The 13,969-nt window shown below is 39.0% G+C and carries 7 protein-coding genes; all 7 read left to right on the forward strand.

Annotated elements, in window-relative coordinates; all coding sequences use genetic code 11:
- The coding region (locus tag HWE15_RS15160; RefSeq protein ID WP_290508389.1) for an ATP-binding protein at positions 1 to 247 on the forward strand (247 nt) is incomplete at its 5' end.
- A 63-nt stretch (positions 248 to 310) separates the two neighbouring features.
- On the forward strand, positions 311 to 5,236 hold the full coding sequence (locus tag HWE15_RS15165) for a response regulator (protein WP_290508390.1): 4,926 nt from the start codon (positions 311 to 313) through the stop codon (positions 5,234 to 5,236).
- 36 nt (positions 5,237 to 5,272) lie between these two features.
- A complete protein-coding gene (locus tag HWE15_RS15170; protein WP_290508391.1) occupies positions 5,273 to 5,653 on the forward strand; it encodes a response regulator transcription factor in 381 nt (126 codons plus the stop codon).
- 39 nt (positions 5,654 to 5,692) lie between these two features.
- Complete coding sequence (locus HWE15_RS15175) at positions 5,693 to 7,378, forward strand: adenylate/guanylate cyclase domain-containing protein (RefSeq protein ID WP_290508392.1); 1,686 nt, start codon at positions 5,693 to 5,695, stop codon at positions 7,376 to 7,378.
- 38 nt (positions 7,379 to 7,416) lie between these two features.
- Positions 7,417 to 7,662 (forward strand): ATP-binding protein, encoded by a 246-nt coding sequence (locus tag HWE15_RS15180; RefSeq protein WP_290508393.1) that lies wholly within the window; start codon positions 7,417 to 7,419, stop codon positions 7,660 to 7,662.
- Between the two features lie 21 nt (positions 7,663 to 7,683).
- Positions 7,684 to 10,926 (forward strand): ATP-binding protein, encoded by a 3,243-nt coding sequence (locus HWE15_RS15185; protein ID WP_290508394.1) that lies wholly within the window; start codon positions 7,684 to 7,686, stop codon positions 10,924 to 10,926.
- The coding region (locus tag HWE15_RS15190) for a two-component regulator propeller domain-containing protein (RefSeq protein WP_290508395.1) at positions 10,926 to 13,969 on the forward strand (3,044 nt) is incomplete at its 3' end. The genes HWE15_RS15185 and HWE15_RS15190, both read left to right, overlap by 1 nt.

Below are 13,969 nucleotides of genomic sequence, written 5' to 3' on the forward strand. Positions count from 1 at the left end.
GGTAATTGTTTCCTCAAAAAAGACAGAAACTGGAATTGAAATTTCGGTAAAGGACAATGGTAACGGAATCCCAGACTCAGTTAAGGACAAAATCTTTCAGCCATTTTTCACTACCAAGCCAACCGGATCGGGAACGGGACTTGGATTATCACTATCTTATGATATCGTGAAGGCCCATGGTGGAGAGTTGAAAGTCGAGTCCGTGGAAGGGGAAAAAACAGAATTTTTGATCCAGCTTTTCGCTTAGGACAATTTTTTTTTCTTAGATTACTACAAATTTTTTTGGGTTTTTATACAATAAAATAAAGCTATGCCACAATTTAGATACTCATTTTTGAACCTGATAAAGGGAAATATGATTTTTTGGGTTTTTATAATCCTCATTTTTTATTCGAAGGAATCTTATTCTCAATCCAATGAAGAAATTGGGGTTCCACTGATCACGAACTATGAAACCTCTGAATATGGCGGAAATGGGCAGGTTTGGTCTATAATTCAAAGTGATGATCAATTAATGTATTTCGGGACCTCTACTGAAATCATGGAATTTGATGGGATCAATTGGAGACAAATAAGAAATCCCGATTATCCCACTGGTGTTTCCACCAGAGGCATGGTAATGGACGACGATGGGATTATTTTTTACATTTCCGGTGGTAGTTTTGGCTATCTCAAAAGAAACAAGTTTGGGGATCGAGTAGTAGAATCATTAAAACATCTTATCCCTGAGGATAAGCGGGATTTTGAAGAATTTTGGTCAGTTCAATTTGATGGGCAATACTTATACTTCCAAGCTAGAGAATACATTTTCAGATTAGACTATGATTTAGAAAAAGGAGATTTTGATATCAAAACCTATCCCGCTCAGGGAACATTTTCGCATGGCTTTATAATCCATGGCCAATATATGGTCCACGATATAGAGACAGGAATATATAAAATGGTGGACGGAGAACTTGAGTTCATGCCAGGTAGTGAAGTTACTGCTGGAGATAGGGTTTTCACTTTAGTGGAACATGTGGATAATCCCGAAACAGGCCAAAAACAGTTTTTAATAGGCCGTTTTTATCAAGAGATCTACAAGTTTGACGGAGAGAAGTTTGAGGTTTTTGATAGTGATCTCAACGCATATACAAAAACTAATTTGCTTTATAAAAGCGCCTTACTTCCAAATGGGAACCTAGTGGCCTCTATGATCGGAATGGGATTGGTTTTAGTTAATCAAGAGGGTAAACTGCTTAATATTCTTTCTGCTGATCAAGGGCTTCAAGACCCTTCAGTTTATTCTGTTTATGTGGACCATGACCAAACGGTTTGGGTTGGACTAGACAATGGAATTTCGAAACTGGCGCTCAATTCTCCCATTAGCACTTTTACAAAGAATCAAGGTATAAACTCAACCATTTATGGAATAACACGAGTAGCCGGACAACTTTATGTTAGCTCTTCAATCGGCCTTTACAAATTTGATGTGAAGACGAAAAAGTTTGTACCAATTCCAGAATTAGGAAATATTCAGATCTGGAATCTTTTAGTTGACGGTGAGGATTTACTTGTTCCGGGAGAAGTTTTTTCAATGATTCGCGGAGGAAAAATTATCCCAATAGACCCCAACACCAATGGAGGGCAGGACCTCATGATTTCGAGTAGCCATCCCAATCTTTTATACATATCTGTTCCCGGTGGACTGAGGATTTTCGCTAGAAAAGGAAACTTTTGGGAAAAATATGCCGATTTACAAGGGTTACCAAATACGATTTGGACAATTGCTGAAAGTGAGGATGGCACACTTTGGGGAGGGACTCAAACCAATATGGCCTATCGTATTACTCCCGCATATGATGAAAACGGCCTTCCCGTAGTCAATGACTTTCAAATCAAAGAATTTGGTATTGAGGAGGGTTTGATTAATTCGGCCGGATTATTATATGCCATTAATGGGGAAATCTTTTTCCCAGCATTCGGGGCTAGCCTCCGCTATAATCCCGCTACAGAGTCCATTGTTCCAGATGATCGGTTTGGAATGATCCCAGATAACTTGGAGCTTTCTGAAGGTTTTTTTATGAAGGAAGACTCACAAGGTCAAGTTTGGATCCCGATTGGCAATAGGCTGAGACTAGCCATACCAGGGCCAGACAATACGTATATCCTAGAAGAAAATCTATTTAATGATTACCCTTGGCAAGGTGTGTTTGGACTTTATTCTGAGGATGATGGAATCGTCTGGATAGGAAGTGGACAGGGTTTGCTTCGGTATGATCGCTCCATATCTTCTGTATCCAGGGAAAATTTTCCAGTATTGATGCGAGGAATTTATGCTGGAGCGGATACTTTAAATCATTTGAGAAAAAAAGCTGAAGACAATTTGGAGTATTCTCAAAATTCTATTCGTTTTACTTATGCTGCCCAATTCTATCAGCAAGAACAGCGGACCACCTACCAAACCTTTTTGGAGGGATTTGAGTCTGACTGGTCAGATTGGAATAGAAGCGTTTATAAGGAATACACCAATCTTTCGCCAGGTACATATACCTTTCGAGTCCGAGCTAAAAATGTTTTCAATGATGTAAGCGAAGAAGCATCCTATACTTTTACCATCATCCCTCCCTGGTACAGTACATGGTGGGCATATATACTTTATGCTTTAGCCGTAATCATTCTAATTCGTTTGATTTTAAAATGGAGGTTGAGTCAGCTTCGTGAAAAACAAGAATTACTGGAAAAAACGGTAGCTGACAGGACACAAGAGCTCAGTCAACGGGTATCCGAACTCGCTGTATTGAATGGTGTGCAAAATGGACTTGTAAAAGAAATTCATTCGGAGGGAATCTATGAATTGGTAGGTGAAAAACTGAGAACTCTTTTTGATACCCAAAGTGTCATCATTCGATCTTTTGATTTAAAAGCTGGTCAAGAACATTGGCAGTATTCCATTGAGCGAGGAGAGAGACAGTACACAGATCCCCGTCCAATTAACTGGGCAAATAAACAATTGATAGAAACCAAAGCTCCATTGGTGATTAACAAAGATTATGTCGCCACTGCACAAAAATATGGAGGCAAAGGGGTAAGTATAGGAATCGCCCCAAAATCTGCAGTCTTTGTTCCCATAATGGTTGGTGATAATATTAAGGGTTCTGTTAGCCTTCAGAATTTAGATAAGGAATGTGCCTTCAGTGATTCTGAAGTAAAACTTCTAAGTACCATCACCAATAGCTTGGGGGTAGCTTTGGAAAATACCCGCCTTTTTGACGAAACAAATCGCCTTTTGGAAGAATCTACCCAAAAGGCAAATGAATTGTCTGTGGTAAATAGGGTCACTAAAGCTCTTGCCTCCTATGTGTCATTAGACGAAATCATTCATCTTGTGGGAGATCAGATGAAAGAGCTGTTTAAAGCAAATATTGTGTATTTAGCTCTTCTGGATAAAAAATCCAATATTATCAATTTCCCTTACCAATTCGGAGATAATATGCCTCCTCAAAAGCTTGGGGAAGGACTTACCTCTAAAGTCCTAAATACTGGAAAGCCACTACTGATTAATAAAGCTGTAGAGGAAATGACCACAAAATTAGGAGCTACCAGATTAGGGAAACCATCAGCTTCCTATTTGGGTGTTCCCATTTTTCAGGGAAAAGAAGCTATAGGAGTCTTGAGCGTACAAAGTACTGAATCAGAGAACCGCTTTGATGAAAATGATTCAAACCTTCTGTCAACCATTGCTTCTTCTGTTGGAGTAGCGATTAATAAAGCTCAACTTTTTGAGGAAGTTATCGCGTCCAAAAAGGCTGCAGAACAAGCGAATGAGGCAAAAAGTGCCTTTCTTTCGACAGTCAGCCATGAATTAAGAACCCCTCTTACTTCTGTTTTGGGCTTTGCCAAAATCATTCAGAAAAGACTAGAAGAAAAGATTTTCCCATTAGTGGACCGGAGTGACTCCAAAACGGATAGAACTATCAATCAGGTTTCTGAAAACCTTAAGGTTGTTATTTCTGAAGGGGAAAGGCTTACCTCCCTAATCAATGATGTATTGGATTTGGCAAAAATTGAAGCTGGAAAAATGGACTGGAGTCAAGAGGAAGTTTTCATTCCAGAAGTGGTCGAGCGTGCAATCGCTTCAACAACTTCTCTTTTTGACCAGAAGAGGTTAAAACTGATTCGAGATATCGATTTGAGCGTTCCAAAAATCACTGGAGATACTAACAAACTTATTCAGGTAGTAATCAATCTAATTTCGAATGCGGTCAAGTTTACCGATAAAGGCTCTGTTACCTGTAAAGTGAAACAGGTTGGTAATGAAATTATCACCAGTATCCAAGACACGGGAATGGGAATCACCAAAGAAGATTTCGGAGCCGTATTTGAGCAGTTTAAACAAATCGGAGGAGACACCCTAACCGATAAGCCTAAAGGAACTGGCCTTGGCCTCCCAATTTGTAAAGAAATTGTAGAACATCATGGAGGGAGAATCTGGCTAGAAAGTGAAGTCGGAGAAGGCACCACATTTTCATTTGCCATTCCTTTTGTGAAAAAAGATATCGCAGGAGTAAACAGCGGGCCTATTCATCTCAATGAGTTAGTCAAGCAATTGAAGGAGCAGATGGCTTTTTCTCAACTTAAATCAGCAGGTAAAAATGCCCACATTTTGATTGTGGATGATGAAGAGTCCATTAGATCTCTTCTGCGGCAGGAACTAACTGATGCCGGCTACTTGACGTCCGAAGCAAGTAATGGAAAACAGGCAATTGAATCTATTAGAGAGCATCGTCCCGACCTGATTATTTTGGACATCATGATGCCGGAAATCAATGGATTCGATGTAGCTGCCATTTTGAAAAATGATCCTCAAACGATGGATATTCCAATAATTATCTTGTCAATTGTTCAGGACAAAGCAAGAGGTTTCCGAATAGGTGTAGATCGCTATTTGACCAAGCCTATAGATACTAGTCAGTTATTTGAGGATATAAGTGCATTACTCGAACAAGGAAAATCCAAAAGAAAAGTTATGGTAGTAGATGAGGATAGTGCTGCCATACGGACCTTAACTGAAGTCCTTCAAGCCAAAGGATACCATGTAGTTGAATCGGATGGAAAGGAGCTGGTTGAAAAAGCCAAAGAAACACAGCCTGACATTATCATACTTAACTCTCTCCTATCCTCCGACGAAGAAATCGTTCAAACCTTACGCTTTGAAAAGGGATTGGAGAATGTTTTGTTTTTCATTTATCAATAAAGGAATCTTAAAAAGTAGAATTTATAAATCTAAATCATGTCAAAAAAAATCTTAATCGTAGATGATGAGGCCCATATCCGAATGCTCATCGAGCAAACACTCGAAGAACTGGAGGATGAGGGTGTAGAATTTTTTACTGCTGAAAATGGAGAAATGGCCTTGGAAGTAATTAACATAGAAAAGCCCGATCTAATATTTTTGGATGTAATGATGCCCAAAATGAACGGAATGGAAGTATGCCGAAGAGTAAAGCAGGAAATGGGCTTAACCGATATTTATATTGTTTTACTGACTGCAAAGGGCCAAGAATCAGATCGGCAAAAAGGTTTAGATGTAGGAGCCGATGTATATATGACTAAGCCTTTCGATCCCGAATTATTATTGGAAAAAGCTCGGGAAGTACTCGAATTGCCTTAGGAATTAGAAACTCTCAAAATAGATTTCAAAAATTTTTCCATGGCAAAACTTTCAATTAAAGCATTATTTGGGCGAAATGGGCCTTTGAAAACTTGGTTAGACAATTGGTGTAACCAAAATCAGGTTAACCTTTGTATTACCGATAATACGGATACGGTAATTTATGGTAGTCAAGACCATGAAGATTTTAAACAGTCCATTCCAATAATTTTTGAAAATGCCACTCTTGCCAATGTATCTAGTAATAGTAATCTGATAAATCAGGTGGCTGGAGTTTTGACCATGCTGATTACAAAGGAGGGAGAGAAAAGAAAATTAGGGGCTGAAGTACTTCACCTTTATCAGGAGCTCAATATTATTTACAGCTTCGCAGAGAATTTAGGGGAAGCCATTTCTTTGGAAGCAATTGCAGGGATTACACTAAATCATTCCATGAATTCTATTCCGGCAAATGCCGGCGCAATTGTCCTTTTGGATGAATACCAAAGGGCATTAACAGTTCCTGCCATTTCGGGTGAAAAATTGATTGACTCCAGTCTTTTAGAGAATAATTTTTCTCTTTTGCTTCGATTTGGTCTAAATGGACAATCCGCAATTATCACCGATATCGCTGAACTCAAAGATCGCGGATTGATTGCCAAAAATGTAACTAGCTTAATTTATGCTACCCTGAAGGGCAAAGACCGAATTCTCGGCGCAATCATTCTGGTAGGAACCCTGACGGATCAGTTTACCGCAGCACATCTAAAGCTCCTAGTGACCTTGGCTTTACAATCCTCATCAGCCATGGAATCTGCCTTACTTTTTGAGAAAAATATTCGGGAGATTAAAATGCGGGAAGAGGCAATGCTCCGCATCAATGAAGTAATTAGAAAGTTTGTACCCAATGAATTTATTTCCTCATTAGGAAAGGAAAATATTACCGATGTTAGACTAGGAGACCAAGTTGAAAAAATTGTTACAGTTCTATTCACGGATATTAGGGATTTCACCACACTTTCAGAACAAATGAGCCCGGAGGAAAACTTCCGGTTTGTTTCTTCTTTCAATGAAGTGCTTGGTCCCATTATCCGGAGCCATCGTGGATTTATCAACCAGTATTTGGGGGATTCAATCATGGCTATTTTTCCAATTCAACCAGAGGATGCCTTACTCGCAGCGATCGAAATGCAGCGGGCAGTTAGAAATTTAAATCAGCAACGAACCCAAAAAGGAGAACTTCCTATCCATGCAGGAATTGGAATGCACACTGGTTCGTTAATTATGGGTATTACCGGCGACGAACATCGATTGGATGCGGCCACCATAAGTGATACCGTAAATACTGCTGCACGGATAGAAAGTCTTACAAAACATTATAAATCCTCCCTATTACTAAGTGCAGAAACCTTTAAACGAATACCGGAACCATCCAGATTTACCTTCAGAAGACTTGGAAAAGTCCTTCTTAAGGGGAAAAATAATGTGCTGAGTGTAGTTGAATGTATGAATGGAATGGAAGAAGCGTTGGCTTCAGCAAGGAAAAAAAATATGGGTGATTTTGACATGGCTATGGAGCTATATCAACAAGGCCAGTTTGAATCAGCTGTCCAATTATTCAGCAAGGTATTAGCTTCGGATGAGAAGGATCACACGGTAAAGGTATTTTATGAAAAAGCAAAAAGATATCTCGCCGAAGGGGCTCCAAAAAACTGGAATGGTGCTGATGAGATGCTTTATAAATAACCTAACAAAATCTCTTCCCATGAAAAAAATGTATGTTTTTGTTTTGGAGAAAGGTTGGAGCCAGACAAAGCGAGCTGGGAAAATTTTTCCCTGATCAGAATGGCTTTTCAGACTCAGTCAAAGACAAAATCTTCCAACCTTTCTTCACCACCAAGCCAATCGGATCGGGAACGGGACTTGGATTATCACTATCTTATGATATCGTGAAGGCCCATGGTGGGGAATTCATGGTGGATACAGAGGAGGGTTCAGGTACTGAGTTTAAAATTCTGATACCGAAATAATTACCAACCAATATGCAGCTTATGAAGAAGCTTTTATTCGCTCTTTCCTGGATTTGCTTGATTTCTGCTGAGATATTGGCTCAAAATCATTCTGAGATTGGATTCCCTGCAATCAGTAACTTTAGCCCCAAAGAGTACGATGCCTTTCGCCAAAATTGGGCAATTGCTCAGGATGATCGGGGAATAATGTACTTTGGAAATACCGATGGATTGTTGGAATATGACGGGAACTCTTGGCAGCTGTATACGATCCCGAATAAATCGGCCATACTGGGTATTGCTTTTGGGGATGATAAAAAGTTATATGTAGGAGCACAAGCTGACCTGGGCTATTTTTTACCCGATTCATTCGGACAAATGAAGTTCACTTCTCTCCTTGACTATATCCCTGAAAACAGCCGTGATTTTTCAAACGTCACTGAAATCCATGTCAATCAGGGAAAAGTATTCTTCAATAGTGAAAAGTACCTACTGATTTGGGATATTGAAAAAAGAGAGTTTCAAATAATCCCCTCAGAAAATGGATTCCATATTCTCTTTAAGGTAAATGAAAACATTTATGTACGAGAATGGGGAGTAGGATTAAAAATTTGGGAAAACAACAAACTCACACTGGTCCAGGGAGGAGAATTATTTGCTAATGAACGCATCTATTCTTTATTGCCTTTCATTGCTGAACCGGAGGCACTATTACTGGTGACTCGAACCATGGGGATTTTTAAGTATGTTGATTCTACATTCATCCCATTTGAAACCGAAGTACAACAGTTCATAAAAGAAAATTTAATCTATCTCCCGGGAACCGTACTTCAAGACGGCAATATGCTATTGAACACCTTGAATGGCGGGAGTATTTTAATTGATCAAGAGGGAAATGAAGTAGCTAGATACAACCATGAGATCGGAATCATTAACAATACGGTCTATTTTTCCTATCAAGATAAAGCCGGAGGTATTTGGCTGGCTACAGAAAATGGAATTTCAAGAATAGATTACGCTTCCCCGATAAGCTATTTTGATTCCAGAAGTGGAATCACCACCTATTCCCATGACATTATTCGTCATGAGGGCACCATTTATGCAGGTACCGCAAACGGAATTTTCACGCTTGATCCATCCACCTCCATTTTCCATCAACTCAATAACTTTAACAAACAATCCTGGACTTTTTTAGAAGTTGAGGATGATTTATTGATTGGATCGGCAGATGGTTTATTTAAAATCGAATCCGGAAATCTTATCCCAATAAAACGAACTATTGAGAATGAATTTTTAGTCAATGAATTGATTCAATCTAGTGTTAATCCAAGTCGAATTTTTGTTGGCGTAAACAGCGGAATATGGTCTATGGTGAAAAATGGACCAAATTGGGTTGAAGAGGGTCAAATTTTGGAAGTTTTCGACCAGCCAACCTCGCTCCAAGAGGATGAGAATGGAAATTTATGGATGGGAACTTTTTCGAATGGATTATTTAAAGTCAGTTTCCCTAACATCGATGGTGATTCACCGCTCATCCAAGATGCAGTCATCGAAAATTATGATGATAAAAATGGTCTGCAAGACGGAATTGTCTACGCCAAGAAACTCAATGGGAAAATGTACTTTGGAACGACCGACAGCATTTACCAGTACGATGAAAGTGAAAATCGCTTTTTAATTGATACAACAGATAATCTGGTAGCCACTTTTTATGAGCTCAAGGCCAACCAAGACCGAGTTCCCCTAACCCAGGATTTTTTGGGTCGTGTCTGGCTTGGAAATAAAAAAACGATCGCGATTGGAGAAGTTAAAGAAGAAACTAATTGGGAATGGACTACTTTCCCTTTTAGACGGATTTCGGATGAAGCAATTTATTCCATTTATGCCGAAAAAAACGGACTTACTTGGTTTGCCTCAGGCGAGGGCTTTATCAGATATGATTTTGGTAAAAAAAATAGTTCCCCTCAGGAGTTTTCGACCCTTATACGTACAGTTTCTAACGGCAATGATTCGATTATTGCTTTAGGAGGAAATCAGGAATACTTCCAGATTCCAGAGCTTAAATTTAAAAATAACGCCTTAAAGTTTCGTTTTGCAGCAACAAGCTATGAAAGGAAAAACGCCAATCAGTTTTCTACATTTCTAGAAGGTTTTGATGACTCTTGGTCACCTTGGTCAGTAGAAACACAAAAAACCTACACCAATTTATCTCCGGGAGAATATACCTTTCAGGTTAAAGGAACAAACCTACTGGGCTATGAAAGCCCGATTGTAAGTTATTCTTTCATCATTCTTCCTCCCTGGTATAGGACTTGGTGGGCCTACCTCATTTATGCTTTTCTGTTAGGTAACATCATTGTTGCCATCGTTCAGATTCGTGCCTACTATCTGAAAAAAGAAAATCGGATTCTAGAGGAGAAGGTACAACATCGAACAAAACAGCTCAAGAAATCAATTGAAGATCTTAAAGCGGCTCAAGCTCAACTCATCCAAGCTGAAAAAATGGCCTCACTTGGGGAATTGACTGCAGGAATCGCCCACGAGATTCAGAACCCCTTGAATTTTGTCAACAACTTCTCCGAATTAAACAAAGAATTGATCGCCGACCTGAAAGAGGAAATCGAAAAAGGTGATTTGGAAGAAGTAAAACTGATTGCCGATGATATTGAAAGCAATGAAGAAAAAATCAACAATCATGGAAAACGAGCAGGAGCCATCGTCAAAGGAATGTTGGAACACAGCCGTTCGAATTCCGGAGAGAAAACTCTGACCGATCTGAATGCTTTAGCAGATGAATACCTTCGATTAAGTTATCATGGTTTTAGAGCAAAGGACAAAAACTTCCAAGCTGATTTTAAAACTGAATTAGATCCCAATCTACCTAAGGTAAATGTAATAGCGCAGGACATTGGCAGGGTATTGTTGAACTTGATCAATAATGCCTTCTATGCATGTGCAGAGCGAAGTCGAAGTGGGGTCAATGAAAAAGCCCAATCCAGTCCCAATAGCCATCCGGACGAGGAATATAAACCCGAAGTGGTGGTTAGTTCCCGAAAGACCGAAAAAGGAATCGAAATCTCCGTAAAGGACAACGGGAAGGGTATCCCAGACTCAGTTAAAGACAAAATCTTCCAGCCATTTTTTACCACTAAACCGACTGGTTCAGGCACAGGCTTGGGTTTGAGTTTGAGCTATGATATCATCAAAGCACACCAAGGAATAATCCAGGTTAAAAGCGAAGAAAACATAGGAACCCAGTTAATAATCATTTTACCCACAACCTGATGAATAAGTATCTCCTACCTTTTATTTGTTTTGGCACACTCCTCTTCTCTTGTAAAGAATCTGACAAATTCAGTTTTTATGAAGAAAAAGTTACTCCATTACAAATGGAAGCCTTACCGGATTCACTTTCTCCTCCAAAGATTATTCGTTTAAGCGAAGTGAAAGCCCCGGATATTTTTGAAATTACGCCAACCAAAATTCCATTGAAATACCCTTATGGAGTTGGAAAACCAACGGTAAAAAACTATGGTGTCAATGATGGGCTACCAGGAGATTTGGTTCAGGATTTAGTGCTAGACCAGCAAGGAAATCTTTGGATAGGTGGTATCGGGTTCCTAAGCAAATTTGACGGGTCAACCTTTACCAATTTCAATATTAGCAATGGACTAGAAAGCGTACTCATCAGTCAATTATTAGTAGATTCAGATAACAACATATGGATTGGGACCTTATATGGATTGTACAAATACGACGGCTATAGATTTCATCAAATCTCTTTAAGTGAGGATGACAGGAACCTTAACTTTTTTTCTTTGATACAGGATCAGGATGGAACAATTTGGGCATCAAGCCAAAAGGGTATTTTTCGGATTGGTGAGGATTCTGTACAGGTTTTTGGAAAAGATGAAGGGGTGCCACTTGGCCTTTATTACACTCTTTTTTTAGACCAATCGGGTCAGATTATTGCCACCTCAACAACTGAAAACTATGTGTATACGAATGGAAGATTTGAGCCATTTGATAAAATTCCTGCTATTGGGAACTCCCATCCTGTAATTCTCACAATAGACCAAGAGGGAAGCATTTGGTTTCGGATAAAATCAGGCGATAAAGATCAGCTTGGAAAATATGATGGTCAAAAATCCAGCCTGTTTGGAAAAGCCGAGGGATTTGATTACCAAGAAAGGATATACAGAGCCGAAACAACGAAATCTGGCGAAATCTGGATTGACACAGAAGAAGGAACCTATATTTATAAGAATGGAATTTTCAACTTCTATTCTACTATAGAACTTGTTAAGCGTAGCTTTTCTTCTGTTGTTGAGGACGATTTGGGGAATTATTGGATTATAAGCAGGAATGGTTTTGTGAAAATTAATTTCAACCTTACTAATCCTTTAGAAATACCGGAAGGGGATTCTGACAACCTAAATAACTCCTTAAGGCTTGCTATAGGTCCGAATGGGTCCAAGTGGGCAATATCTTCAAAACAAAGAAGCTCACTATTTAAGTATGAAAAAAATGAGGCGATTAAATATGATCTAGAACCGGTTTTTGGTGAAGGTTTTTTTTTCCTTTTCTTATTTGCTGACAAAAATGGAAATATCTGGCTATCCAATGGAGGAAATCAAAACATTCCAAAAAAGCTAATCAAATTTGATGGATCGAAATTTCACATCTATGGTGTCGATCAAGGAATAAAAATGGATTTTGTCAGAAATATTTCTGAGGATAAGGATGGAAATATTGTTTTGGTGACTTCGAGTGGTGTCTATTTTATCAATAATGAAATAATCACCTATTACGGCGAAAAACAAGGATTTCCTGAAGTAATAACCTCAATTATTTTTGATCAAAAAAACCGAATGTGGGTAGGTACTGGTTATTCAGGAGCCATTGCTTTTACTCAAGATAGTGTACTTAAAGTGAATACCAGCAATGGTCTTCCAAATAATTTTGTAAATGATCTTACTGTAGGACCGAATGGAACCATCTGGATGGGCACGGATGGGGGAATCGGGAGAATTGACGGAAACCAATTAAGCACTTTTGGTCAGGCAGAAGGTTTAGGAAGCATCGCTACCTCAATTTTTGTGGATACGCTCAATCAACAACTTTGGTTTGGAACAACCAAAGGATTAGCCACTTTATCTTTCGAAGAATCTCAATCTGAAAATCCACAATTTAGAATTTTTTCCAAACAAAATGGTTTCGAAAATATTCCTAGTTTTTTGGCTACGGGAGAAAAAATACAAGTTAGCTCCTCGGATATTTGGATGAATACTTTTTCAGATTTAGTCCGGTTCAATTGGAAGCAATTGCAAGAAATAAAGTCTCCATCAGTAAAAATTAAGAACATCCGTATAAACAACACAAACCTTCTTTGGTCTTTATTTTTGGAAGAAAATGACTCCTTAAATAAGCTTACTGTCACCAATGAATCCGTTTTGAAGTTTAGTAAAAAGCCAGAAGAAGAATTTCTCAAAGAGCTTCAAAATGTATTTGGAAACATTGAATACGACAGCTTACAAAGAGGAGATTTTATTCCCATCAACCTAAGACTCCCCTACACCAATAACAGCATTACCTTCGAATTTTCTTCTATTTCTCCTGCATATGGAAAGTACTTCCAATACCGTTACAAATTGGAAGGCTATGAGGAAAACTGGAGTCCTGTCAGCTTAAAAAATGAGGCATACTTTGGGAATATGACCGAAGGGGAATATACCTTCAAATTGGAAGCTTTTAGCCCTTTTGGAACGACCAGTGAACTTAGCTATACCTTCAAGGTCTTGCCCCCATGGTGGAGAACCTGGTGGGCTTATTTAATCTATTTAATATTGCTCCTTTTATTAGGACGAAGAATACATGCCTTTCAAAAGGAAAGAACCATTCGAAAAGAACGTGAAAAGGCAAAAGATAGAGAATTGGAACAGGCACGTGAAATAGAAAAGGCTTACCAAAACCTAGAACTTGCTCACGAGAATCTCAAGGCGACTCAAACCCAACTCATCCAATCCGAGAAAATGGCTTCTCTTGGAGAGCTCACCGCAGGCATCGCCCATGAGATTCAGAATCCTCTGAATTTTGTCAACAACTTCTCTGAGATAAATAAAGAATTGATCGCCGACCTGAAAGAGGAAATCGAAAAGGGTGATTTGGAAGAAGTCAAACTTCTCGCAGCAGATATCGAAAGTAACGAGGAGAAGATCAATCACCATGGCAAGCGCGCTGGAGCCATCGTCAAAGGTATGCTCGAGCATAGTAGAACCAATTCCGGAGAAAAAACACTGACCGATCTGAATGCTTTAGCAGATGAATA

It is taken from the genome of Algoriphagus sp., from assembly GCF_013373065.1.
Classification (GTDB): domain Bacteria; phylum Bacteroidota; class Bacteroidia; order Cytophagales; family Cyclobacteriaceae; genus Algoriphagus.